Genomic DNA, 25452 nt, shown 5'->3' with positions numbered 1-25452 from the left:
TGACTCCAGGAGATGTCGGCATTTACAGTGTGGCCATAACCTTGCTTAGCGGACCCGCGAGAATTTCGCGTTGCCATGGCCGTGCGCCGAGATCAGCCAGGAAAGCGTCAATCCCCTCGACTGAGTAGTCCTCGGGCGGCTGCCAGGCGAACTGCTTCAGCCACGCTGGGGCGCAGAGGTTTTCGGGTGGAACGTCACGGTCGGCAGCCACGTTGTTGACGGCTGGTTTTACGGCTGCCCACCGTGTAGCTTCCTCCGGATGATGGCGCTCCCACGACCGGGGGCTGGGGATGGTTGAGAATAGCTCCCGAAATGGCGGGTACTTTTTTGGTGGCACGCCCCGTGCATGGTTGATGGCCTCGACCCATATTGGGCGGTACTTTTTCGCCTGCCCTCGGTGGAATCCCTTGATGGCAAGAACTGCCTCGACGTCAACGTTGACGGTGCGGTCGCAATGGCGAGCGGCAGTGACCAAGGCCTCATCACGGAGCAGACGCCCGGGTGCAATATCGAGGTCATGGGCGAGGTTTTCTCGCGCCAGCCACAGATCGTGCGCTAATTGCAGTCCAGCCCGGCTGCGAATATCACCCATATGGCTAATCTTGCGCCAGCGCTTCGGATCGACTCCTGGTTCCTTGCTGGGTAAGTTCGCGGCTACCTCGACAAGATGGGCGAATTCTTGACGAGCCCACTGTTCTTTTCTAGCTGCGCAAAGATCGTTGAGGGTCTTGTCTCTGAGATCTGTGAGGAGTTCGACGTCAAGAGCGGCGTATACTAGGCAATCCTGGGGGAGTGGTCGACGCGACCAATCAGAGGCAGAGTGCTCCTTCAGCAGAGTCACACCGCAGTAATGCTCGATCATCGGGCCCAGACCGACCCTCGGCAGGTTGAGAAGACGGCCTGCCAGTTCAGTATCGAAAAGGTCATCAGGGCGTAGATCGCTCATGGCAAGACAGGGCATGTCTTGAATGGCGGCGTGGAGAATCCACTGGGTTCCAGCTAACGCCTCGGCGAGAGGCTTGAGGTCGGTGTTTCCGCTGAAAGCAAGGGGATCGACGAGGTGGGTGCCCGACCCTTCTCGGCGCAATTGGATAAGGCAGGCACGGGGACTATAGCGAAACCCGTGGGCGCGTTCAGTGTCGATCGCGACCGGGCCGTGGCCGTTACTGAGGGCCTGGCAGGTGCGGCTGAGACCCTCGGGAGAGTTGACGACTGGCGGCACTCCCTCGCGAGGTTCGGTGAGGATAGGGAGGCCGCTCACGCGAGTTTGGCCCGTCGGGGAGAGATAGCGGCAATGTCGTCAGGAGTGGGAGAGACACCGCAAGACAGCAAGCACAGGTCACTCCACGATTCCAAGTGGGAATCGACGTCGTCGGAAGTTGAGAAGGTCGGCGTCCACGAGGCACGCAACTCGATGTGGTTAGATTCGGGGTCTACTGCGAGTTGTCCGAAAGGCCTGCTCACAACTGAGGTGACGGTGCCGGCGTCGGCATGGTGGACGGCGTGGTGGGATTCCAAAGAATCCGTGAGCCAAGACCACGCCACGCGGCCCACGAGTGGGTCAGAAGCCATTGACGGATCGACGTCAGCTCGGATCATGGCGACGAAACGGCTAGTGCCTTGCCAGGCCTCAGCGCCGGAAGGATTATGTAACAGGATGAGACGCCCGCTACCCAATTCGTCTCCCCTGATCGCGACCGTTCCTTCAATTGCAACTGAGAACGGCGAAATGCGGGTAGGAGCGGGGGTCTCACGGACCTCGAGTTTGTCAGACCACGAAAAATCGAGCATCCGGGAACGCAACTCGTCGAAAACCACGGGATACATCTGCCGAATCACCCTTTCAGGCTATGGGTGCTGGCAACTGTGGCGCTCCCTCGACGCGCCGCGTACCGCGGATCTATGCGGTTGTGGTTGAGGGTTTCGGTTGGCGCTGACCGTAGCTCGCTCACTTATTCACGTCGACCGGTTCCAGGTTCAAACAGATGGAGTTAATGCAATACCTCAGATCAGTGGGGGTGTCGAAACCTTCGCCTGCAAACACGTGGCCGAGGTGGGAATCACACCGGGCACACCTCACTTCTGTTCGTGGGCGGTTAGGAAGGGATTCATCGTTGAGGTACCGCACACGGTCTTCGGCTAGCGGCGCAAAGAAGGACGGCCAACCACAGCCGGAATGGAACTTTTGGGTAGAACGGAACAACTCGGCTCCGCATGCGCGGCAGCGATACACACCCTTGGTGGTGGTATTGGTGTACTCGCCAACAAAGGGAGCCTCGGTTCCCGCTTCGCGCAAGACGTGGTACTCCTCGTCGCTTAGGCGTTTGCGCCACTGATCAGGGGCTAGCACAAGGCGAGGTTGCAATTCTGGTGAGGTGGTGTGCTCGTCGTTCATAATCTCCTCCAGCCCGGCGCATTTCGCCGGCTCCACGTGTAGTGAAACGATAAGATGGGTGCCGTCATTCCCTCGCCGACTCCTTTCGGATGCGACAGGATGAAGGCGGCATAACGAGAAGGGACGAACATCTATGGCCAAAGATTCCCTTCGGCTGTCTGATGTACTGCGTTGTCCGCAGGCACCTGTCGACATTAATGAGATCGACACTGGTGCTACTTCGGAGGCTCCGGGAGACAAAGGCAAGACTTTGAAGCAGTTCGAGCCGATGGCCGATGAGCTGTCTGAATTACAGGAGATGCTCTTTGCTCGTGGTCGCAGCAACCCTAATGCCCGTCGGCTGCTGGTCGTCCTTCAAGGCTTCGATACCGCCGGTAAGGGTGGAGTCGTCCGTCATGTGTTCGGTCTGGTTGATCCGCAGGGAGTCCACCACCACGGCTTCAAGGCTCCTACCGATGAGGAGCTCAACCATGATTTTCTGTGGCGGATCCGCAAAGCTTTGCCTGAGCCGGGAATGCTCGGCGTCTTCGACCGGTCCCATTACGAGGATGTCTTGGTAGCCAGAGTGGACAAGCTCGTCAAAGAGGAGGTCTGGAAGGAACGCTACGATCTCATTAATGAGTTCGAGATGGAACTCGTTGCTAGCGGTTACAACATCCTCAAGTGTTTCTTGCATATTTCCCCGCAGACCCAGAAGGAGAGGCTCGAGGCCCGTCTGGATAACCCGGCACAACCCATCAGACCTTGATGCCCGCTCCAAATGGTCCGATTACATGGACGCCTACAACGATCTGCTGAGCAAGTGCAATCCTGACGTTGCACCGTGGTACATCATCCCGGCGGATCACAAGTGGTATCGCAACTGGGCAGTCGGTCGTATTCTGCTCGAGACTATGCGTTCGATGAAGCTCGCCTGGCCTCCTGCTGTTTTTGACGTTGAGGAGGAGAAACAGCGCCTTAGCCAGGCGTGATACGGATCGACGTGGCACCGCGCCAGCAGGCGTTGGCTGTCCATCAGTGCGATTCAGTTGGGAGGACGTCGTCGCCAGCTGGTCCCGATACCAACCCCATTGCTGCTGAGCAGTAGCGCTCAAAGGCGAGGGCTGCGAGTATGGGATCGTCGCCCAGAGGCGCGGAAACGACCTCAGCTCCGGCGTGAAGGGCGCGATGGGTATGGGCGCGGAAAGTCTCGTCGTCACAGATCCACAGGCTCCCCACGGCAATATGACGACGTCCCTCCCGACGTAAATGGGCGACGACCTCTTCCACGGCAGCGGCACCGCCACTATTGGTGGCGATATGGACCGGAAGATGGTGGTGCTGAGACCATAGTCGGGTCAACTTGGAGAGCATGGCGGCTCCCCGAGGATCTCCACTATCAGGAGTTGAAAGAACGAGGGAGTCCAGTTCTTGGGCATGGACCCGGTGTGCTGCCAGGCGAAGACGGGCATCGACGAGATTGAGAAGGGCTGGCGCAGGACCCGTGGGACGTGCAATACGGATAGCAAGATCGCGGTGGTTGCGGTGAATGTCCTTGGCGTGCCGGGCCAACTGCGACGGGCTGTAATGTAGATGGGTGGTATTAATGGGGACCAGCACTAGCTCACGCCATGAAGGCTTGATGCGAGGTGCCTTGCACCGGCCCGTTTCCGGAACGAAGCTCACTGCCGACTCGATGTGCGGATGCAGGTGAGACATTCGTTGACGTAACCGTTGACCTATGAGAGTTGCAGAAGCTTCGGACATCGCGGGGAGGACGAGGTCGAGTACCGGCGCAGCCATGGGACCACTTCCTTCCCCATCTTTGAGGACAATAAGTCCTATACGTTGTGTTCACCCTATCGAAGTAGGTCATCAGAAATGGCGAAAATGTGCCTGTGAACCAGCGTGCATTCCAGACACGACGCCATAGGACAGATGGACGTCTGACCGAGGCAACACGACTGGGATAGGTGCCCAAAAGGGCCGACCGACTTTCGTCGACCGGCCCTTTCCGTGGGCGATGCCAGGTTTGAACTGGCGACCTCTTCCGTGTCAGGGAAGCGCGCTACCACTGCGCCAACCGCCCGAGGTGGAGACGGGATTTGAACCCGTGTACACGGATTTGCAGTCCGTTGCCTCGCCTCTCGGCCACTCCACCACGTGGATAGGTCCGAAAGACCCCTCCGAGCGGACGACGGGACTCGAACCCGCGACCCTCACCTTGGCAAGGTGATGCTCTACCAACTGAGCCACGTCCGCGTACTGTCCAGCGGATCTCTGAGGGGCTTTCGCGCCTTGTCGTTCCTGCCGGGCGACGAGAAAGAACTCTAGAGGATGCCCTGGAAGCAATGCAAGTCGAGGCGGGCGTCTCGCCGTGAAACCTAGCGTTTCTCCTAGTCAAGAAAGATTCCATCGGTGTGGCCTACCGGCGTGTCGGGGTTCCCGATCGATGAGTTCAACCGTCAGCTTAAAACGCCACCAACGTCTCAGCTTTCTCGTCTGGCAAGGGCTAGGTGCGAACCAGGCGGGAGAGCCCGTTAACAGTCAAATGATGGTAACTGTAATGGCCTTCTGAGGGAATCGGCCGTCGAGTTACCACCTATTCAGCCCTCGCTGAGCCAGCTCGCCTAACCGTTGTTTGACTCATCTAGAGGTCCCTTCTCGAACAGCTCGATCTAGATCAATCGGGCTGACCACATACGCTGCCGGCGCAGCCGCTAGATCTGGGCGACGACCTCATCGGGAATCCGCGTCAGGCAGTGTTTTGGGTTTTGGGCAGCCAACGCAATTTTGCAGACTAGACTCGCCGTAGCGTTGGTACGGGTCAACCCATTTCGACGTGTTCGCGTGGCTCATACCTATTTTTGGTGACGTGAGCGGTCGAACAGTCTTGACGCTGAACCAGGCCGAGACGTCCCTCAACTGGCCGTAGTGAATTCGTGTGTATAGACAGGGCAGGCTCCATGCCCACCAAACGATCTGAAGCCAGTCGTGTAAGTAGGCTGCGCCCACGAATTATGAGGACCCCAAAGTTCAACTGATTTCGCCGGTGTGACGTTGCCCGAATGTTTGTGCTAGCGCGCCCATATTCGCGAAGTCTCTTCGCTCAGGCCAAGTTCATCGGCGCCACTGGTAATCGCCGCATTCACGATATCCAGATCAGCCCGGATATCAAGGTCCGTCAGCTCAGCTAACCCCAGCTCTCGCGGACAGCCCCAGTTTGGAGAGTCCCGATTCGATTCACAAGGAACTCTCGAACGCTTCGTCAGTAGTTAAGACTGGGGTTATCGGTTCTTGAGCCATCGTCAAGCTCGTTGAGGTAGTTATACACGGTGAACCGGGATACCTTGAGAAGGTTCGCCGTAGCCTCGACGCTGTCCTTGAGCAGAAAAAAGCCATGGCTACGCAACAGCTCTACGACCAATAGCTTATGGTCTTTACGCATGAGATCGATCGGTATGCCGACTCGATCAACAGCATCTTGCATAAGCGAATTCGCTACTTCCTTGATGTCAGGCGCAGGTTCGACGTGTCGTGGAATCTCAGGTGCTGGACCCTCTCCGGGCCAAGGTGCGCCGTGAAGAATTGCAGCGGTCATGTCATGTACTCCTTGCCACACTGAGACATCAGTGTTCATACATAATGCGGCGAGGGGTCCATCTGTATCTTCAACAAGAATGGTAGAGCACCGAAGGGCCCGGCCTTCTGGGGTATTCTTCTCGTATCCGATCTGAGTGCGCATGTTACCCGTTTGCCACGCATGGACTAACTCATCGGTGGCAGGATCACCGACCTGTCGACTAGTGAGACGGCCAGCGATGGCCACAATGCTGTTGGGGAGTTTGGAGAGGTCATGCAGTACTACCTCACTTCTGCCGATGAGGGAGTGTTTGAGCGGATCAACTATCCCGATGAGTGCTGCGATTGTCATCTCTCGAGGGGTGCCTGATGTTGTACATCACATGGCCTCTACTGTAACTCTAGCGTGGTTTGGGTGACGTTGTGAGGCTACCCGACGTCTTGCACAACACCCTTGCTCATCAAACGTGAATTTGATCCGAGGCGCCTCACTGTCAATTCCCGGCATGGCTGGGGTCTATGTCCGCATCGTTTTCCTCGCGTGGTGGGTCAGTCTGCGCGGTGGTGGATCTTGGCGGGAGTGGTGTAGCCGGGGGCTTCACTCGGTTAATGAATTGGATCATCTGGTTACAGAGCAGTCGAGTTCCGCCTAGCCAAAGCACAGCACGGGCCTGGCACTCGGGGCTGTACTTCTGGGGCTTGATCTACGTTTGCCTTGAAAAACGCTGTCGGAACAGAACCCGGGACGGTTCAAGTCGACTCTATTCGTGTCACGGTAACCGCGCTGTGCAGGAAGGTTTCATCGTGGATCAGGTAATTGGTACGGTCGCAGTCAGGACACGGGCAGTGTCGAGCATTGAGATCAGTCCAACGATGCAAACCGGCACGAACGAACGTCTCGTTATCAATCACGTCAGAGCCCGGCATCTGCCGTCCTTTTGCGACCCGCCCGAGGCAACCATAACTCGTTGACAAGCATGTTCACCTAGTTAAGTCTCCTGGACCACATCAAGGCATTTAACTATGTGTTGATCAATCTTCTAATTCATTGACATGCCTATCGTGGAGTGGAATCATATGACATGATGTTGAAGCATTTTGCATGGGGAGTGACTTGATATCGAGTCGTACAGCGTCGTCCGACCGGCATCGCCGGCCTAGGGGAGGAATACGAGATGAAGTACATTCCGGAACCGTTCAAGATCAAAATGGTCGAGCCTATCAAGGTAACCTCTCGCGAGGAACGGGCCGAGATCTTGGCAAGGGCCCACTACAACATGTTCGGGCTCCCCGCCGAGTCAGTCTACATCGATCTGCTCACCGACTCAGGCACCGGAGCGATGAGTGATGCCCAATGGGCTGCCATGATGCGAGGCGATGAGGCCTACTCGGGTGGGCGAAGCTACGTGCATCTCATGGATGTTGCAGGCGAAATCATTGGGTATGACTACCTTCAGCCGGTGCATCAAGGTCGCGCGGCCGAGAAAGTGCTTATTCCGTTGCTGGTGTCACGACGTGGCCAGATCGTGGTAGCCAACACGTTCTTCGACACGACTCGTGCCCATGTTGGTCTGGCGGGCGCTCGACCGGTGGACAATGTGTGCCAGGAAGGGCTGGATTCAGCGAAGGCGGCTCCGTTCAAGGGAAACATGGACATCCCGGGTTTGGAAAAACTCATTTCGAAGCATGGTGACAACGTCGCCGCGATTTTCATGACCGTGACGAACAATTCGGTCGGTGGGCAACCAGTATCCTTGAAGAATATGCGAGAGACTTATGAGTTGGCCCATGAGAACGGAATCCCAGTCTGTCTGGATGCAGCACGTTATGCCGAGAATGCCTGGTTTATCCATGAAAGGGAAGATGGCTGCCAGGAACGATCGTTACGAGACATCGCCCGCGAGATGTTCAGTTACGGTGACATGTTCGTGATGAGTGCCAAGAAGGATGGCATCGTCAATATGGGCGGAATGGTGGGAGTTCGTGATGATGGCGAGCTGATCGCGAAGGTTAAGAGCAACGTAATTTCGTTCGAGGGATATCTGACCTACGGTGGCTTATCCGGTCGCGACCTGGAAGCATTAGCCGTTGGCCTCGAGGAAGGTCTTGACCCTGACTGGCAGCGGTATCGTGTCGGGCAAATCCAATATCTGGGAGACAAACTTCAGCAGGCAGGGGTACCGTTCCAGAACCCGGTAGGGGGTCACGCAGTGTTCATCGATGCTGGTCGCTTGTTGCCACACCTGAAGTGGAATCAGTACCCAGGACATGCTCTTGCCACACAACTTTACTTAGAGGCGGGGATCCGTTCCTGTGACATCGGTTCCTACTTGATGGATCGTGATTCGGTGACTCATGAGGAACAGCAGGCGCCATTCGAGTTCACCAGACTCGCGGTGCCGAGGCGGGTTTATACCCAGTCGCACATGGATCTGATCGCAGAGGCTCTGGCCGATATTGCACACGCACCAGAGAAGGTACCTGGATTCCGCATCACGTGGGAGCCGCCGGTTCTACGCCACTTCACGAGCCGCCTTGAACCGATCGGATGATGAGATGCTCGTTCGGTCGGGGACCCGCGCCTCCACCAATAAATACTGCGGTGGATCATCCCATTCCAGTGCAGCGAACGCTGAGTTATCTTTGGATACGTAGACGTGCCAAGGCTTACAGCTGGGGCTGAAAATCGACATATTCAACTTATCGCACTCGGCGGAGCGATTGGCGCTGGCTTATTTTACGGCTCTGCCGAATCGAATGGGCTGGCAAATAAAGTAGCCCATTTGTGACAATTTTGACAAGATCGGCATTGTTGGAGCGGCTAGTATACTGAATGCTGTTGTACTTACTGCTGCGACGTCTGCTTATAATTCTGGCTTTTATTCTAATGGTCGCATGTTCTATGGACTTTCACCCCATCACAACGCGCCTGTGATATTTTTAAAGACGAATAAGTATGGGGCACTGTGGGTGGGTATTCTTGCGTCTTTGGTAGTGGCTGATATAGCGGCTGTGCTCACTTATTTTACTTCGGAAAAAGTGTTTTCTCTATATCATTTCGGTAGCATTGGTTTCCGGGGTTACTAATTGGACAATAATTATTGTAGCTAATCCCAAATTCCGACAACGAATTGGGTTGAACGGAGTGTTATTGCTTAAGTTTAGAATGCCAGGTCCCTGTAACTAACTATGCAGTGATCACCTTCGTGGTCTTGCTGGTTGCGCTCATGACTATGATTCCAGACTTCCGAAGGGTGCTAATCGCCGGATCTATCTGGCTGGCGATCCCGTGTTTAGCTATGACGTGTGTCGTCTGCTGCGTGACCGTAGGCGAGATGAGCCAGTCGTCTCCTGAACGTTCACTGGTTGGCGATCCTTCTCGACTCGACGCACTTCGGCGCACTCCGGGATGCGCGATGCGCGCAAAGTATCGCTTGTGGGGCCAAATGGGACATGGCGTACCCACATTTGGCCCCACGTTTCAGATCTGGCATAATCCTTCCAGCACGGGCGGTTGGCGCAGTGGTAGCGCACTTCGTTCACACCGAAGGGGTCGCGGGTTCGAACCCCGCATCGCCCACCAGCACTCTCGGTTACTCAAGAGAGCGTGGAGCCATTGTGGTGTCTTAGGTAATCGCTTCTGTAGAGAATGGCTCGGAAAGGTGATTCCATAACTGGCCTGCGTTACAAGGAAATTCGCAATATTGTGGCCACATCAGTGCCGAGGGTCGGCACTGGGGATCAACCAGGAGGCGTACTCTTGCCTATCACCGTCAAGGCTCTTCGAAAAGATGGACCGGACCAGCCCTTTAAGGTCGTCGAGATTGAGCGACGAGACCCGCGTCCCGATGACGTCGTCATTGACATTAAGGCTGCCGGAATCTGCCACTCTGACATCCATACCATTCGCAACGAGTGGGGCCAGGCGCACTTCCCACTGACCGTCGGTCATGAGATTGCCGGAGTCGTTGAGGCCGTTGGTTCCGAGGTCACGAAGTACAAACCCGGAGACCGGGTAGGTGTCGGATGTTTGGTCAACTCGTGTGGGCACTGTGAGCAGTGCGAGGCGGGTGAGGAGCAAGCGTGCCTCAACGGCCCGGTTGGTACCTACAACTCCCGCGATGTCGACAAAACCATCACTCAGGGTGGCTATTCCCAGAAAATCGTTGTCAACGAGAGGTTCGTTTGCCGCATCCCCGATTCTCTAGACTTTGTGGTGGCAGCCCCGCTGCTGTGCGCCGGCATTACCACCTACTCGCCTATTGCTCAGTGGAACGTTGGGCCTGGGCAGAAGGTAGCCGTGCTAGGGCTCGGCGGACTAGGCCATATGGGCGTCCAGATTGCTGCCGCTAAGGGAGCGGACGTCACGGTGCTCTCACGTAGCCTACGGAAAGCGGAACTCGCCGAAAAGCTAGGGGCCTCGCAGACCCTTGCCACCAGCGACAACAACTTTTTTCGTGATCACCGCGGAGAGTTCGATTTCATCCTCAACACCATTAGCGCTCCGATCCGCTTGCCGGCTTACCTTAAGCTACTCAAGCCGCGTGGCGTCATGGCCTGCGTCGGTCTGCCACCTGAGGAACTTGGGCTGCCGATTGGTGGTCTCATCAACGGCTCCAAGGTGCTTGCCGGCTCAAATATCGGTGGCATCCCCCAGACCCAGGAGATGCTCGACTTCTGTGCTGAGCATCACCTTGGTGCCTGGGTGGAAAAGATCGGAGTTGACGAGGTTGACGCGGCGTATGACCGGGTCGTCGCAGGTGATGTGAGGTTCCGCTTCGTCATCGACACCGCGACATTCGAGGAACTAGCCCAAGCTGACTGAGCTATAAGCCGATACCACCGCGAGTCAGTGCGGAACTGGTGCTGACGGGTTTGGTCGTCATTGGCGCCACGAGCCACAGTGAGACGCTCGTCTAGCATGTGTAAATGCTGTGTCCCATGGGTGATGAGGTTTTCGTCGTGGATTACGAGCAGGGCGGTGGTGCTGTGCTTACGGGCCAACCTGACGACCAGATCAATGATGAGGGAGCCCGATTGGGACTCTTGAGCACTGATCGGTTCGTCCACGATCAACGCGATCAGGTCATTCTTGAGCGCGCGGGCGATGCTGACTCGCTGACGTTGTCCCGCCGGGCCTCCGTGCCGGCCGCTTGTGCATATGGTCAGTCAAACCGACGGCGTCAAGGAGTTCTGCCGCCTGCGTGTGACGTCGAGCGTGTGGAGCGATGGGCATCGTCCAGCTCACTCACCATAACGAGTTGTCACATGCGTCGAGATTGGTTAGAGGCGCATCACAACCTTTTGGATAATGCGGAGTGCGGATTCGCGTCACAGCGGCCTCGGCGTTACACCTACACCGACCTACACTTGGGGCCGATGAAAACGACCACATTCGCCCGTGATGGATTGTACCGTTGGCGCGATATAGATGCCGGTCACCGCGGACGTGCGGTAGCTATTAAGATGGGGATGCAGATCGGTATCCACGTGCTTTTCGCTAGCCTTGCCATCTTCACCATCGCCATGGCCCTGGTGTTGTCTCCGCCACATCTGGGGCGAGTCCTTGTGTGGGCGGTCTTGCTCATCGTTGTGTACACCGCCCTTATAGGGACCCACGTGATGGATCGTTCCCGCCGCGAGAAGTCGCGTCCCTTCTTGGTGGCAGCCATGATCGTTGTGTCGATTCTGCTGGCTATTGATTTCCCCTATGCCGCTTATCTGACGATCCCGCTGTCCTTCGTGTATTTGGATCATCTGGTGCCATTGCAGGCATGCGTTGGGGTCGTTGTCGGAGCAGTGGCCGTTGTGGTCGGCGTCGGGTTGACGAGTGGCTGGAGTGTAGGCGGAATCGTCGGCCCAGTCGCGGGCGCCGCAGTGGCAGTTTTCGTCGGTCTGTCTCTTAAGGCCATGCAGGCTCAGGCGTCCGAGTTGGAACGTCTCAACGTGGACTTGCTGGCGGTACAGAAGAGGTTGGCTGCCTCCCAACATCAGGCTGGCGTGCTGGAGGAGAGGGCCAGGTTGGCCCGCGAGATCCATGACACTGTTGCTCAATCTCTGTCGAGTATCGGGCTGTTGTTATCTGCGGTGGAGCGCACCGATCCTGAGCACCCCGCCGTCGAGCAGATTCAACTTGCCCATCGAACCTCCTTGGAGGCCCTTTCAGAGACCCGAGGTCTCATTGCCGAGTTGGCTCCACCCACTATCACCCACCAGGGATTGCCTGCGGTGCTCGAGCGGCTTGGGGCCACTACTTGGTCAATCGGGGGGTTGCACGTCGACGTCGATTGCCCCGATACGTCCGATCTACCCATGGAGATCCAGACGGCATTGCTGAGGCTGTGCCAGGGGGCGATGTCGAATGTGGTGCGTCACGCCGACGCCAGCCATGCGTCGATCCGAATTGTGCGTCCCAGCCCTGAGCGTGTGCTCTTAAGAGTGAGTGACGATGGGGGCGGTATGGTTTTGGAGGCGCCCGTCAGTGATGGATCATTCGGGTTGCAAGCTATTCGGCAGCGGGTTGAGGACCTGTCTGGCGAGGTTTCCTTAACTTCCAGGCCAGGGGAGGGCACCATCGTCGATGTCGGTCTTCCCGTGCCCTCCTCAGCAGTGTCACCGCATACTGTCTACTGCAGGCAAGGAGAGCCGTCATGACTGTCCGCGTCCTCATTGCAGATGACCATCCGGTGGTCCGAGCCGGGGTTACAGCATTGCTAGGCACCGACCCCAACATTGAGATTGTCGCGACCGCCGCCACCCCAGCCCAAGCCCTTGCTGCGGCAGCTACCGCTGATCTTGATCTTGTCTTACTGGACTTGCAATTCAGTAGCGACACCGACGCGCCTTCTGGGGTCGATGTGACGCGAAAAATTCGGTCCCAGCCCAATCCGCCCGAAGTTCTCATCCTCACCAATTACGACACGGATGCTGACATTTTGGCCGCTGTGGAGGCCGGTGCTACGGGGTATCTCCTCAAGGACGCCCCCGCTGAAGAACTGCTATCGGCTATCCACCGGTCCGCGCGAGGCGAAGGAGCCTTGGCTCCAGCCGTCGCCACTCGTCTCATGGCTCGTATGCGCTCTCCACAGACCTCACTAACAGCCCGTGAGCTCGACGTTTTGGAAGCTTCTGCTGGGGGACTGTCGAATGCACAGATTGCGCAATCTCTGGTGGTGTCAGAAGCTACCGTCAAAACGCACCTGTCACACATTTACACCAAGCTTGGAGTGACCTCTCGGAGCGCAGCCGTAGCCAAAGCTCGAGATATTGGTCTCATTCGTTGATCCGGAGGTCGAATCAACCTGACTCGGTACGGCATGATTAGACAGAGTCCGGCACTAGCCGGGCCGCAATCGAGTGAGGAAGTCAATCGTGTCCATCAGCATCACCCTGCACCGTTCCGGTACCTCCAGGACCCAGCAGGTGGACACCACGACCACCGGACTGGATCTTTTCGGCTCCGACCGTGCCGTCGTCGCTATGCGGGTGGATGGCAATCTCGTCGACCTCCAGCGTGAACTCCACGACGGCGCCGAAGTGGAGCCGGTTGAGGCCACCAGCGAGGACGGACTCAACATCATTCGACATTCGGCGACCCATGTTATGGCTCAGGCTGTCCAGCAGTTGTACCCCGAGGTGAACTTGGGTATCGGTCCGTTCATCACCGACGGTTTTTATTATGACTTCGGCAATATTGAGCCCGTCACCCCCGAAGTCCTTTCTGAGCTTGAGAAGCGGATGAAGCGAATCGTCAAAGAGAACCAACGCTTCGTGCGTCGGGTTACCACTGAGGAGTCCGCCCGCGAGGAGTTGGCTGACCAGCCTTACAAGTTGGAACTCATTGGCACCAAGGGTAAGGGTGCTGAGGGCGCCTCGGTCGAGGTCGGCGGTGGAGAGCTGACGATCTACGACAACGTGCATCGCAACGGCGAGGTGGCATGGAAAGATCTTTGCCGTGGCCCCCATGTGCCCTCGACGAAGTACCTGGCCAATGCCTTTGCCTTAACGAAGTTCTCGGCCGCGTACTGGAAGGGCGACCAGGCCAACGACCAATTGCAGCGGATCTACGGAACCGCGTGGGCCAGCCGTGAGGACTTGGTGGCATACCAGCAGCGGATCAAGGAGGCCGAGCGTCGCGATCACCGTAAGCTGGGAGCCGAGCTCGATCTGTTTTCCTTCCCTGAGGAAATCGGCCCTGGCCTGGTTGTCTTCCATCCCAAGGGGGCGATGCTGCGTCATCTCATCGAGGAGCATGTCGTCGCTCGTCACATGGAGGCTGGGTTCGTATTCGTCCACACTCCGGAGATCACCAAGGGAGGGTTATTCCATACCTCGGGTCACCTGCCCTACTACGCCGACACCATGTTCCCTCCGATGCTTGTCGACGAGGAACGAGATGAACAGGGTAACGTCACCCGGACCGGTCAGGAGTATTACCTCAAGGCCATGAACTGCCCGATGCACAACCTCATATTCCGGTCACGGGGTCGGTCCTACCGTGAGTTGCCGTTGCGGTTCTTCGAGATGGGACATGACTACCGCTATGAGAAATCGGGTGTCGTGCATGGGCTGACCCGTATGCGGGGCTTTGCTCAGGACGACTCCCACACCTACTGCACCCGTGAGCAGGCCCCTGGCGAGATCAAGAAGCAGATCGAGTTCTTCCTGTCGATCCTGGCCGATTTTGGTCTGAACGACTTTTACCTCGAGCTGTCCACCCGTGAGGGCGGTAGCGCGAAGGAGGAGAAGTTCATCGGTTCCGACGAGGACTGGCAGGCGGCTACTGACACTCTCGACCAGGTGTGCCGCAACACCGGTCTGCAGTTGGTCTCTGATCCGGGTGGCGCAGCTTTTTATGGCCCGAAGGTCTCGGTGCAGGTCAAGGATGCCATCGGGCGTACCTGGCAGATGTCGACGATTCAATACGACTTTAACCAGCCCGAGAGGTTCGACCTAGAATACGCGGCCGCCGACGGCACCCATCAGCGTCCGATCATGCTGCACTCGGCCAAGTTGGGTAGCGTTGAGAGGTTCATTGGTGTGCTCACAGAGCACTATGCCGGCGCCTTCCCGGTATGGCTCTCCCCGGTTCAGGTGCGTTTGGTACCGGTAGCCGAGGCCTTTAACGACTACGTCACCAAGTTCGCCGAGGTGTTGGAATCTCGCGGCATTCGGGTCGAGACGGACCTGTCCTCGGACCGGTTTGGCAAGAAGATCCGCAATGCTTCGAAGGAGAAGGTGCCCTTTGTCCTCATCGCAGGCGGTGAAGACGCCGAGGCTGGTGCTGTATCTTTCCGGCTGCGCGACGGCTCTCAGGTCAATGGCGTGGCCCGGGACGAGACTGTGCGGATCATTGCAGCCTGGAACGATGAACACCGCAACGACGATCCAACCGCCGAGACGCTGCGCGGAGTCATTGATGACTGAGGATTACCGCCTCGAGTTTGCCGAGGATATGGTCGGGGTCCCGGACCCCTTCAGGAGGTTCTGGACCCCGTATCGGATGGCGTATATTTCTGGTGAGAATAAGCCTCAAGGCGATCGACCGGAAGATGGCTGCCCCTTCTGTAAAGCCCCGCAGCGTAGCGACGAGGATTCCCTCATCGTCCACCGTGGTGAGCACTGCTACGTCATCATGAATCTCTACCCGTACGGGCCTGGACATATGCTGGTGTGCCCTTACCGCCACGTCGCTGGATATGTCGACGCGACTCAAGAGGAAGTTGTCGAGATGGCCCGGCTCACCCAGGATGCCATCTGCACGCTTCAGGAGGTATCCCGTCCACAAGGGTTTAACGTGGGCATTAACCAGGGTGCATCCGGTGGCGCTGGGGTTGCTGCGCACCTGCACCAACACGTCATCCCGCGTTGGACGGGGGACACGAACTTCTTGCCGATTGTCGCCGGGGTCCGTGCTGTACCACAGCTGCTCGGTGATGGCCGACAGATGCTGGCCGATGCGTGGGTGAGTCATGCTTGAGCACTTCCGGGCTGGCTGGGCCAAGGTAATGAATCCCATTGCTAATGCCTTGCTGAGGGCCCACGTCACCCCCGATGTGGTCACTTGGATCGGGACTATTGGCGCCGTGCTTATGGCCCTCATCTGCTTCCCGCAGGGCTGGCTGTGGCAGGGCCCTTGGTTGGTTACCCTGTTCATTTTCTCCGATTCACTTGACGGCAACATGGCTCGCAAGCTGGGTCGTCACTCTCAGTGGGGATCCTTCCTGGATTCCACATTGGACCGCTTTGGTGACGCGGCGATCTTTGTTGGAGTAGCCTTGTACTTCGCAGGGCCGGGTCACAGCATGCTCTGGACGGCAATGGCTTGCGCGGCCCTGGTCTTCGGTATGGCGACCTCTTATGTACGTGCCAAGGCAGAATCTCTCGGCTTGGAGGCCAAGATGGGCATCGCGACTCGTGCGGACCGTCTGCTGGTGAGCCTGGTGGCCATCGAGATCACCGGGCTTGCCAGAGGAGGAGCTTTCCCACACTGGTGCTTGGCCGCGTTACCCATTGCGTTGTGCTATCTGACGCTGGCAGGAGCAGTCACCGTCGTCCAACGGATGGTAGCGGTGCGTCGGGCGTGCGAGTCGTGAGAAGGGTCGTCACAGGATGGTCGGGCTCCCCGCCGAGGGATGCAGATGGCTAGGGTGGATGTTGTGACGCGCACCCTGCCGCCTGACGACGCTCCCGAGGTCAACCCGTGGGATACCGATCGGTTCTGGACGGTCCCTAATGTCCTGTCGGTCATCCGACTTATCGGTGTGCCCGTCTTTCTGTGGCTGGCTTTAGGGCCGCGCGCAGACGGTTGGGCAGTCGCAGTGCTTGCCGTGGCAGGTCTGACGGATTGGCTTGACGGCCGGGTTGCTCGCCGGTGGCACCAAGTGTCCCGCATTGGGCAGATGCTCGATCCGGTTGCCGACCGTCTCTATATTTTCACGACCGTCATTGCCCTGACGCTGCGCGACGTCATTCCGTTGTGGCTAGTGGTTCTTCTTATTGCCCGTGATGTTTGCATGGCCTGTCTCGTGCCGGCTCTGCGTACACGTGGATTCACATCACTGCCGGTGCATTTCGTCGGAAAAGCAGCAACCTTCTGCCTGCTGTACTCCTTCCCGCTGGTGCTACTTGGGCACCTCGGTACCGGTGGATGGACGACGTGTCGGGTGCTCGGATGGGCCTTCGCGGTGTGGGGGACGGCTCTCTACTGGTGGGCCTTTTTCCTCTACCTGGTTCAAACCATCCGCATCGTCCGGACGATGCCGCCCATCGACTCCCGAGGTGAACATTCGTGAGGCAGCGTCCAGATGCGTCAATGGACTTATTGCGGGAGGTCCGTGGGCAAGCCATAGATCAGGGCTACCAGGAACGCCACGATCGTAATCCCGACGCCCCCTCGCGTCGCCCTATCGGGGTGTCAGCGGTGGTGTTGCTCCTGGTGACAGGCGTGCTCATCGGTGTTGCATGGCGGTCGACTGCTGCCCGGGCGCCGTTGGACGCGCAGGAACGTAAGAATCTTGTCGCCCATGTGCAATCAGCTCAGGCCCACGAATCGGCCCAGCACGCCGATTTAGCCAAGCTGCGTGCATCTGTCAGCGCCATGAAGGCCGCGGAGAGATCCTCAGTCGATGATAAGGCCGGCCAAGACTCCACGATGACCCCGATGGAGGGCCCAGGGGTGCGCATCGTTCTTGACGACGCGAATGCTGCTCCCGCCGACGAACTTGGCGATAAGGATTTACGGAAGCTGGTAAATGCGCTGTGGCAGGCCGGGGCGGAAGCGGTAGCCATCAACGGACACCGCATTGGGCCTCGCACTGCGATTCGCTCTGCTGGGTCGGCGATCACGGTGGACTATGTGTCGCTGTCTCACCCGTACATCGTCGGAGCTATTGGCTCACCGCAGAAGCTTCCGGCTGAGTTAGCAGATACACCTGGCGGACGCTGGATGACCTACCTCAGGGACAATTCGTCAATCACATACCAAGTGGCGACAAAGGACCGAGTCTCCGTGCCGGGATCGAAGGTATCGGTGAGTCACGCGAGCCCTCATCGTTGACAATGAGACGATGAACGGCACTGGCACACAGGAAGGACACCTATGATTGCGCTCATCGGCTTGGTGGTCGGGATCATTATCGGCATCGTGGTCAACCCGACTCTGCCTCCCGGTTTGCAACCGTATTTGCCGATTATGATCGTTGCTGCTCTAGATGCGATCTTCGGTGCGGTGCGTGCCTATTTGGCCCATACTTTCTCGGACCGTGTCTTTGTCGTCTCCTTCCTGTCCAATGTCGCCATTGCTGCTCTCATCGTCTGGGTGGGAGACCAGATTGGCGTGGGGTCACAACTGTCGACTGCTGTCGTCGTCGTCTTAGGCATCCGCATTTTTACTAATGCTGCCGCCATCCGGCGTGAGGTACTTCATGCCTGAACACCATGATCGACGGGAATGGGCCGAGAATCACTGGCGCAAGATCGGCAAGGACCTGGCCTCGGTGTCTACTGGCCAGATCCTCGTCGCCATCATCTTGTGCCTGTGCTCATTCATGGTCGTCACTCAAGTGCGATCCCGACACGATCAGGATGCTTACTCGACGATGAGCCGGGCTGACCTGGTGACGATGTTGGATTCGTTATCAGACTCGTCACGCCAGCTTGATTCGCAGATCGCTGATCTACGCGCTACAACGAGGGAACTCCAGTCGGGTGCCGATTCGCGCAAGGTGGCTCAGCGAGAAGCTGAGGAACGGCTCACGCAGATGAAGATCTTGGCTGGCACGATCCCCGTCCATGGACCCGGTATTAAGATCACCATTGATGATCCCGAAGACAAAGTCACCTCGGACATGGTGCTCGATGCCGTTGAAGAAATGCGTGATGCTGGGGCTGAAGCCATGGTCCTCAACAACAAAGTGCGCATCGTTGCTAACACGTGGTTTGCGGCGAGTCCAGACGGTCTGCAAGTCAGCGGTACCACCGTCACCCGCCCGTACACCCTGACGATTATTGGCGAGCCTCACGATCTCAAGGAGGGAGCGAAATTCCGTGGTGGGTTGGTCTCTCAAATGGAATCGGACAAAGTAGGTGCCAGCGTCGAGGTGACGACCTCGCAGGATCTCACCATTACAGCGGTGGCCCATCCACAGCCGATGACCCACGCCACACCGGTGAGATGAGGCAGGCATCGAGGCGCTCGGCGCGGTACCCTGCGGGTACGAAGATTTTTACATCGACCGTGTCATGGAGGTGGTGATGACCGAGATTCCCGATGATGTGTTGTGCACCTCGGATCACCTATGGATTAGGCATGGCAACGGTGATCGGGTGCGGCTCGGAGTCACGTCGGCCCTCCTAGACCAGTTCGGGCCAGTGGAATCGTTGTCTCTTCCTGACGACGGTGAGGATGTCGTCTCCGGTGATTGCTGTGGAGACGTGGAGTTTTCGGCGCGCACCTGGGAGATCATTTCACCCGTAGCCGGTGAGGTTGTTGCGGTGAATCCAGCAGCCGACGCTGACCAGGTTGAGGCGGACCCTTGGGGCGACGGATGGCTCTTCGACGTGAGATTGTCAGGCCCCGAGGAGCTCGACGAGTTGCTCGACCCCGACGAATACCTCGCGAGCGTGGGGGAGGTACCCCTAAAATGACTATTTCGGAGACCCCCGAGAGCGAGGACGCGAACATGAACAAGTGCCCCGTGTGCGGCCACGTCAACGAGGATGGCGCAAACTTTTGCTCCCGATGCGGGACCCGTCTCGGGGTGCCCATCGACACACCGGGGGACAACACTGGCGTGATCCCGCCCATCACCGAATCAACGGTGTCCGAAGAGACCTCGCCGAATGTGGATCTTCCAGCCGGCGTCTTGCAAGACATCGCTGATCTTCCTGCCGAGAATGCCATGCTGATCGTGCGACGCGGTCCGAATCTCGGTGCCCAGTTCCTGCTGGACCAGGACGAGACGACGGCCGGGCGTTCTACGCATTCCGATATCTTCCTTGACGACATCACGGTGTCTCGCCACCATGTGAAGTTCATTCGTCAAGACGGCCGAATGATCATTGAGGACCAGGGCAGCCTCAATGGCACGTACGTCAATCGCACTCTTGTCGACGGTTCGGCGGTATTGCGCGACGGCGACGAGGTGCAGATCGGGAAGTTTCGGATGACCTACCACATAGGTGGCACGGCATCGGGGACGAGTGGGGCCGGTCGCGTCTGATGCCAAGGTCTGTCCGCACTATCGGGCAGGTTATGAAGACTCTCAAACCGGAGTTTCCCGATCTGAGCATTTCCAAGATCCGATTTCTAGAGTCCGAGGGCCTGCTGTCCCCCGAGAGGGCACCATCGGGATACCGCAAGTATACCGATTCTGACGTCGAGAGATTGCGGTATATCTTGACCTGCCAGCGCGACCACTTTCAGCCGTTGCGGGTCATCAGGGACCACTTGGAAATGATGGACCGGGGCGAGGAACCTCCAGCCTCCGAGGTACCCCCCCTGCCGACTGAAAACGAGGGTGCTCCTGATCCGCAGCCTCAGCCGACAGGTCAAGGAATTGTTCGGACCCGCGGCCCTATTAGGATGAACCGACGCGAACTTATCCGTGCTTCTGGCATTACCGAGGCCATGCTCATGGAACTTGAGCGTCACCAGCTAGTGCGTCCAAAACGAGGAGCCTCGTACTTCGGTCAAGAAGCCCTTGTTATCTGTGTCGCAGCACGTCGACTGGCAGCGTACAGCATGGATACTCGTCACATGCGTGCCATCAGGCAGGCCGCGGAGCATGAAGCTGGGCTCATAGAGCAGGCCCTCATTCCGTACGCGCGGCATCCCGAACAGGCTTCAAAAATTGCTGCTGAGACGACCAAGGTGATGATGCACGCCCATACCGCTATGGTCTACGACATGTTAGAGCATTGGTCAGGTAACTGATCGACATAGGGTGCGCGCTAGGCTGATCCTATGGTCTTGCTCGAGGTTGCCGAGATTCGGACCGAGCCTGTTTCCGGGGCGGCAGTGCTGCTGCTTCGCGAGGTTGATGGCCGACGCCATCTTGCCTTGTGGATTGCAGATCCTGAAAAAACTGCCATCACGGACGCCATCAACGAAGAGGAGCCTGTCCGCCCCCTCACCCACGACCTGCTTGCGCGTGTCATCGCAGTCCTGTGCGAGGAAGAGCCGCAGTGCGTCATTACCAAAGTTGAGGACGGCATTTGGTTCGGTGAACTGGTGCTAGGTGATATGCGTATCGACGCTCGACCCTCTGATTTGGTTGCCCTTGCTCTCCGTCTGCCAGTACCGATCTGGTGCAGCGAGGAGGTTATCTCCACGGCCGGTATTCTTCTAGATGCCGGCCCAGAAGATGCTGTCGAAGAGTTCCGGCACTTCCTTGATAACGTCAGCCCCGATGACTTTGGGCCTGGACCCTCGATCTCTGGTTGACCTTGAGGTCACAGTAAATCCCCTAGTGAAATGCATGTTCAAGGTAGAAGAGCGCAGACGATGTGAAGCAGACGGCGTGGCTTCGACGATGGTGGAGGATCGCGCCGTAGCGTCAAGGACGTTCGGCGGGGCGCCATGCTTCGTCAATGGGACCATAAGTAGAACTGGTGAAGGGTGACGACATGGCAACGACCGGTGAACAGCCGAGTGTTGAGACTCCTCTCGACGGCCACGCGCGTCGCGGTCAGGACGCCCTTTTCGAAGGCGACTTTGCCCCGCTGCCTGAGGACATCGGATTCCGAGGCCCGGTTGCATCCGGTGCTGCCGGCATTACGTATCGTCAGCTTGACTATTGGGCGCGAACTGGCCTGGTTCGTCCAGAGATCCGGGCAGCTCGTGGTTCGGGGAGTCAGCGCTTGTACTCCTTCCGCGACATCCTTATGCTCAAGGTTGTCAAGCGCCTCCTTGACGCCGGGGTGTCCTTGCAGCAGATCCGAGTGGCCATCGAACACCTGCGCAGCAACGGGGTTGAGGACCTCTCCCGCGTCACCCTTATGAGCGACGGGGTTTCAGTATACGAATGTACCAACGACAACGAGGTCATTGATCTGCTGCGCGGTGGGCAGGGGATGTTCGCTATTGCACTGGGAGGGGTGTGGCGCGACGTTCAGGGAAGCCTTGCTGAGCTGCCTAGTGAGCATCTCAATCCGGTAGCGGACACCGAGCTCGATGAGTTCACTGCGCGCAGAATTGCGAAGCACGCCTCCTGACTATGAAGTGCGTCAGGGGGAAAATGATCCCCTCGGCCTTGATTCTTACAGCCGGTGAGCGTGCGCCATAGGCGTTCTCCATGCAATGATTTCAACGAGGAGGCCTCTGTGAAGGACACCATTGCCGCCATCATGAAGCGGCCCGGCATTGCCCATCTGCTGCGAGCCCACACCCGGTTTAATCGACGTCTCGGCAATCATTTCGCCGCGTCCATTACCTATTTCACGGTGCTGGCGATCATTCCAGTCATTGCATTTGCCTTTGCGCTGCTGGGATTGGTCTTGAGCCGTTTGAGCCCCTACTTGCTTAACCAAGTCGTCGACTCAGTCGTAAGTCTGGCCACCGAGCCCAGCGATAAGCAACAGATCCGCGCCATCATCGAGAACGCCATGAAGGTTGGCGGATCGGTCTGGGCGTTCGTAGTCTCCATCCTCACCGCGTTGTGGGCCGGAATCGGATGGGTCGGAAACATCCGCAAGGGCATTCAGGCGGAGTGGGCCCCCGATTTTGATATGGTCGCTGACGATCGTGGTTTCGTGCGGGCCAAAGTTTCCGACATGCTCGCATTCCTCGGTTTGTTACTAGTGACCTTATTGACGATCATCACTTCCCAGATTGGTTCCTCTCTGGCCGGCATGCTGGCCCGGCGGACTGGCCTTGACTCGGTTCCTGGACACGGCTGGCTGCTAACGCTGGCAGGGCTATTGGCGACGACGATTGCGGGCTGGCTCCTCTTCATCTTCTTGTACACGGTTATGCCCCGGGTCAAGACGAGTTGGCGTCCTATTCTCAAAGGATCCCTGGTGGCCGGATTCGCCCTCGCTCTGGTGCAAGTGGGCGCCGGATACCTTGTGCAGGCCTTCAACTCCAACAAGGCCGTTCAAGCTTTTGGATCGATCATCATCGTCATGCTGGTCTTCGATCTTGTCGCTCGGTTGATCCTCTTTATTGCGTCGTGGATTGCCACTGCGAACCAGCCGGCTATCGATAATGAGTGGAACGATTGCGACGCGCCGCTACTTGGACGCGATAATTGCATTACCGCTGATGGACACTGGGATGCAGCTTTAACCGACCGCGCCCGTAAGTACGCAAAGAAAAACAACAAGGACGGCAGGGCGGCCAGCCCCCCGGTTGAGGGCGTTGCCCCAGAGAACAGTGGTGGGGGAGAAAGGGGCGTGACCCAGCGGCTTCAAGTGACGAACAACGCGGCAACCCGCGCCGATGCACCCGCAGTTTCAGACGCGGTGCCCCCGTCGCGCGCTGAGCCCCGCCGTTGGCCGGTCATTGGCGCGAGTATTGTTGGCGTTATCGGGGGCATGGCGGTTGGCGCGATACTCAGTCGACGCCGCGAAGAATGATGAACCACTGCTTGCGCGATGGAGCCGTGATGTTCACATTGCCTACCTTGTTCACCGCATGGTAGGGGACCGTCACAGAGACATCATTGGGCTAGGTGCAGCGCGCGTGGTTCTAGCGTCGGGGCTACCGACATATGTCGCCGGGATCGTCCGTCAGCAGTTTTGGGTACCCGCTGGGTGTATATCGTGGTGACGGTCCTCATGCTCGTCACTAGCAGTCGTGTCGGTTAACCTGTAGTGCTACCCATTGCGTATGTTTGGGCCCTGCTCCCTGGGGCATCCTTGGCCTTCGCCGGACCGGTGCGCAGCTCCTATCTCGCTCAAGGGCTGGGATATGGCCTGGTGTTCATCTACCTCGCGCTGCTGCCGTTCTGGACCTTTCTTTCCGTATTCGCGGTTGGTCGCTCCCAGCGGCGAAGGCAGCCTGGAGTCGAGTGCAAAATGGCCCTTCCGGTTTAAGCCAGCCCATCTAACGGGACCAGTTCACTCGGAAGGGCCCATGGTGAGCCGGGGCTGTCAGGCCTGCCCAATCTCGCTGAGCATGGCAGTAAACCACGGCTGGGTGACATCGAAGGGCTTGCCGCCCTTGATGCGATCGAAGGCGATATTGGTCAACTCGTCGTCGTTCTCCTCATCCTGGCCAATGACGCCAGCTTTACCGGCCAGAGCACAATCGACCGCAAAGTCGGTGCAGCGACCGATAAGCTCCAGGTCAGCCTCATTCGAGGCGGCCGAACGGGAGAAGTAGCCGGACTTCTGAACCATAACCTTTTCGGCACCGAGCTTCTCGGCGAACTGTTTGCCGAACCAAGCACCTGGGTTCACCTTGTCGAGCTTGACGTGGCCAAAGGGATCGCGCGGGACCTCTTGGCCATCCTTTTCCATCTCTCCAATGATGGCGTCCAGGCCGGCTCCCTCGGACAGGAAGATGGTGACATTGCCAACCTCGTCCATGACCTTGTTAAGGCGTGCAGCCTCGGCTTCGAGGTCGATATGGGCCTCGGGAACATACACGGCGTGGACGTCCCAGGCCTTCTTGGACAAGCCAATCTCAGGTACCCACTGTTGAGTATCGAGCCATTCGCGGTACTTGGCGGCGGTGGCGGCGGTCAGCCAACCACAGTTACGGCCCATGACCTCGTGAACGATGAGCATGCGCGATCCGGAGTTGTGCTCACCAACGATGTTCTGGGCGAAGCGGGACCCCTGCTCCGCAGCGGTCCATGCACCTAGCGACTGACGAATCGGCACGACGTCGTTATCAATAGTCTTCGGCAGACCAACGACGGTGAGGCCGTAATTATTCTCAGCCAGGTAAGCGGCTAGATCGGCGGCGGTGGTATTGGTGTCGTCGCCACCGATGGTGTGCAAAACATCAACCCCATCGGCAACGAGACGATCGGCGGCAACCTTGAGTGGGTCGTCGCCTTCGGCGACCAGACCGCGTTTAATGAGATCGGCGGCGTTGGTCAGCTTGACGCGGGAGTTGCCAATCGGAGAACCACCAAAGCACTTGAGAATCCCGACGTTCTTGCGAACAGTATCGGTGACTTTGAGGAAGTCTCCCTTGAGCAGGCCCTCGTAGCCGTGCTTGTAGGCGATGATCTCGACCTCGGGTGCCACCTCGGCGTAGCGCTGGATCAATCCGCTAATCGCGGTGGACAGACAAGGCGCAAATCCACCCGCGGTGAGGAGCGCGACCTTTTTGACGGCCATGGGAAACCTTTCGTTCGTTGTGTGAGGTGACGTTAGCAAGCTTATGATACGAGCCGAAATGGCACACCGGAGGAGTAGAAGTCAACCCTTGTCGGATGAGTGGTTCTCGTGGTGGTCTGCTGGCATGACGCTTTATCCCTCGTGCGATCAACATTCGACCCCGCCGCCCACGCGAAGCCATTTCCCCCTCTCCCCACCGCGAC

The 25452-nt window shown here is 58.0% G+C and carries 24 protein-coding genes, 4 tRNA genes and 2 pseudogenes; 21 read left to right on the top strand and 9 right to left on the bottom strand.

Features of this window, described 5'->3' with window-relative positions; translation table 11 throughout:
• Positions 1-22: 22 nt before the first annotated feature.
• The 3 genes from F1563_RS01835 to msrB all read right to left on the bottom strand — a co-directional run bounded on the left by F1563_RS01835 (position 23) and on the right by msrB (position 2395).
• A complete protein-coding gene (locus F1563_RS01835; protein ID WP_002527297.1) occupies positions 23-1261 on the bottom strand; it encodes an HRDC domain-containing protein in 1239 nt (412 codons plus the stop codon).
• Positions 1258-1827, bottom strand: coding sequence for a DUF3000 domain-containing protein (locus tag F1563_RS01830; protein WP_002527296.1), 570 nt, complete (start codon positions 1825-1827; stop codon positions 1258-1260). Before F1563_RS01830 ends, F1563_RS01835 begins: the two co-directional genes overlap by 4 nt.
• A gap of 121 nt (positions 1828-1948) precedes the next feature.
• Positions 1949-2395, bottom strand: coding sequence for a peptide-methionine (R)-S-oxide reductase MsrB (msrB, locus tag F1563_RS01825; protein WP_007433814.1), 447 nt, complete (start codon positions 2393-2395; stop codon positions 1949-1951).
• Between the two features lie 133 nt (positions 2396-2528).
• On the opposite strand from msrB, the pseudogene F1563_RS01820 reads away from it, so the two are divergent.
• Positions 2529-3366: pseudogene (locus tag F1563_RS01820) on the top strand (PPK2 family polyphosphate kinase).
• Between the two features lie 43 nt (positions 3367-3409).
• Here the strand turns inward: F1563_RS01820 and F1563_RS01815 are convergent.
• From F1563_RS01815 to F1563_RS01795, 5 genes are all read right to left on the bottom strand, one after another.
• Positions 3410-4177: a sirohydrochlorin chelatase gene (locus F1563_RS01815; RefSeq protein ID WP_007433815.1), complete on the bottom strand. Its 768-nt coding sequence runs from the start codon at positions 4175-4177 to the stop codon at positions 3410-3412.
• A 214-nt stretch (positions 4178-4391) separates the two neighbouring features.
• Positions 4392-4463 (bottom strand) — tRNA-Val (locus F1563_RS01810).
• Between the two features lies 1 nt (position 4464).
• Positions 4465-4535, bottom strand: a tRNA-Cys gene (locus F1563_RS01805).
• A gap of 28 nt (positions 4536-4563) precedes the next feature.
• A tRNA-Gly gene (locus tag F1563_RS01800) sits at positions 4564-4636 on the bottom strand.
• Positions 4637-5642: 1006 nt separating this feature from the next.
• Positions 5643-6308 (bottom strand): helix-turn-helix transcriptional regulator, encoded by a 666-nt coding sequence (locus F1563_RS01795; protein WP_002527288.1) that lies wholly within the window; start codon positions 6306-6308, stop codon positions 5643-5645.
• An 823-nt stretch (positions 6309-7131) separates the two neighbouring features.
• On the opposite strand from F1563_RS01795, the gene F1563_RS01785 reads away from it, so the two are divergent.
• From F1563_RS01785 to F1563_RS13950, 20 genes and pseudogenes are all read left to right on the top strand, one after another.
• On the top strand, positions 7132-8508 hold the full coding sequence (locus F1563_RS01785; RefSeq protein ID WP_002527285.1) for a tryptophanase: 1377 nt from the start codon (positions 7132-7134) through the stop codon (positions 8506-8508).
• Positions 8509-8737: 229 nt separating this feature from the next.
• On the top strand, positions 8738-9043 hold the full coding sequence (locus tag F1563_RS13955; RefSeq protein WP_227431984.1) for an amino acid permease: 306 nt from the start codon (positions 8738-8740) through the stop codon (positions 9041-9043).
• Between the two features lie 421 nt (positions 9044-9464).
• Positions 9465-9539 (top strand) — tRNA-Val (locus F1563_RS01775).
• A 177-nt stretch (positions 9540-9716) separates the two neighbouring features.
• The gene (locus F1563_RS01770; protein WP_036958324.1) at positions 9717-10781 is read left to right on the top strand and encodes an NAD(P)-dependent alcohol dehydrogenase; all 1065 of its coding nucleotides are present in this window, start codon (positions 9717-9719) and stop codon (positions 10779-10781) included.
• A 602-nt stretch (positions 10782-11383) separates the two neighbouring features.
• Positions 11384-12610 (top strand): sensor histidine kinase, encoded by a 1227-nt coding sequence (locus tag F1563_RS01765; protein ID WP_036958322.1) that lies wholly within the window; start codon positions 11384-11386, stop codon positions 12608-12610.
• The gene (locus tag F1563_RS01760) at positions 12607-13239 is read left to right on the top strand and encodes a response regulator (RefSeq protein WP_002527281.1); all 633 of its coding nucleotides are present in this window, start codon (positions 12607-12609) and stop codon (positions 13237-13239) included. Before F1563_RS01765 ends, F1563_RS01760 begins: the two co-directional genes overlap by 4 nt.
• Positions 13240-13312: 73 nt before the next feature.
• A complete protein-coding gene (thrS, locus tag F1563_RS01755) occupies positions 13313-15382 on the top strand; it encodes a threonine--tRNA ligase (protein ID WP_002527280.1) in 2070 nt (689 codons plus the stop codon).
• The gene (locus F1563_RS01750) at positions 15375-15935 is read left to right on the top strand and encodes an HIT family protein (RefSeq protein WP_002527279.1); all 561 of its coding nucleotides are present in this window, start codon (positions 15375-15377) and stop codon (positions 15933-15935) included. The genes thrS and F1563_RS01750 overlap by 8 nt, the downstream gene beginning before the upstream one ends.
• Entirely contained in the window at positions 15928-16551 is a 624-nt protein-coding gene (gene pgsA / locus F1563_RS01745) for a phosphatidylinositol phosphate synthase (RefSeq protein ID WP_002527278.1), read from the top strand. The genes F1563_RS01750 and pgsA overlap by 8 nt, the downstream gene beginning before the upstream one ends.
• A gap of 39 nt (positions 16552-16590) precedes the next feature.
• Complete coding sequence (gene clsA, locus F1563_RS01740) at positions 16591-17250, top strand: cardiolipin synthase ClsA (protein WP_002527277.1); 660 nt, start codon at positions 16591-16593, stop codon at positions 17248-17250.
• A gap of 20 nt (positions 17251-17270) precedes the next feature.
• A complete protein-coding gene (locus F1563_RS01735) occupies positions 17271-18014 on the top strand; it encodes a DUF881 domain-containing protein (RefSeq protein ID WP_002527276.1) in 744 nt (247 codons plus the stop codon).
• Between the two features lie 42 nt (positions 18015-18056).
• Positions 18057-18389: a small basic family protein gene (locus F1563_RS01730; protein ID WP_002513635.1), complete on the top strand. Its 333-nt coding sequence runs from the start codon at positions 18057-18059 to the stop codon at positions 18387-18389.
• Positions 18382-19134, top strand: coding sequence for a DUF881 domain-containing protein (locus tag F1563_RS01725; RefSeq protein ID WP_002527275.1), 753 nt, complete (start codon positions 18382-18384; stop codon positions 19132-19134). Before F1563_RS01730 ends, F1563_RS01725 begins: the two co-directional genes overlap by 8 nt.
• Positions 19135-19198: 64 nt before the next feature.
• The gene (locus F1563_RS01720; protein ID WP_002527274.1) at positions 19199-19603 is read left to right on the top strand and encodes a glycine cleavage system protein H; all 405 of its coding nucleotides are present in this window, start codon (positions 19199-19201) and stop codon (positions 19601-19603) included.
• Positions 19600-20178, top strand: coding sequence for a double zinc ribbon and FHA domain-containing protein (locus F1563_RS01715; RefSeq protein ID WP_002527273.1), 579 nt, complete (start codon positions 19600-19602; stop codon positions 20176-20178). The genes F1563_RS01720 and F1563_RS01715 overlap by 4 nt, the downstream gene beginning before the upstream one ends.
• Positions 20178-20891, top strand: coding sequence for a transcriptional regulator FtsR (gene ftsR, locus F1563_RS01710; protein ID WP_002527272.1), 714 nt, complete (start codon positions 20178-20180; stop codon positions 20889-20891). The genes F1563_RS01715 and ftsR overlap by 1 nt, the downstream gene beginning before the upstream one ends.
• 30 nt (positions 20892-20921) lie before the next feature.
• Positions 20922-21401 (top strand): bifunctional nuclease family protein, encoded by a 480-nt coding sequence (locus tag F1563_RS01705; protein WP_002527271.1) that lies wholly within the window; start codon positions 20922-20924, stop codon positions 21399-21401.
• A gap of 182 nt (positions 21402-21583) precedes the next feature.
• Positions 21584-22171: a MerR family transcriptional regulator gene (locus F1563_RS01700; protein WP_172623548.1), complete on the top strand. Its 588-nt coding sequence runs from the start codon at positions 21584-21586 to the stop codon at positions 22169-22171.
• Positions 22172-22303: 132 nt separating this feature from the next.
• A complete protein-coding gene (locus F1563_RS01695; protein ID WP_227431983.1) occupies positions 22304-23533 on the top strand; it encodes a YhjD/YihY/BrkB family envelope integrity protein in 1230 nt (409 codons plus the stop codon).
• Positions 23534-23619: 86 nt separating this feature from the next.
• Positions 23620-23824 (top strand): annotated as a pseudogene (locus tag F1563_RS13950) (MFS transporter); the annotation flags it as partial.
• 225 nt (positions 23825-24049) lie between these two features.
• On the opposite strand, the gene F1563_RS01685 reads toward F1563_RS13950, so the two are convergent.
• A complete protein-coding gene (locus F1563_RS01685; RefSeq protein ID WP_002527267.1) occupies positions 24050-25249 on the bottom strand; it encodes a pyrophosphate--fructose-6-phosphate 1-phosphotransferase in 1200 nt (399 codons plus the stop codon).
• Positions 25250-25452 lie beyond the last annotated feature (203 nt).

This window comes from Cutibacterium modestum, assembly GCF_008326345.1.
Classification (GTDB): Bacteria; Actinomycetota; Actinomycetes; order Propionibacteriales; family Propionibacteriaceae; genus Cutibacterium; species Cutibacterium modestum.
This window is presented reverse-complemented; position numbering and strand designations above follow the sequence as displayed.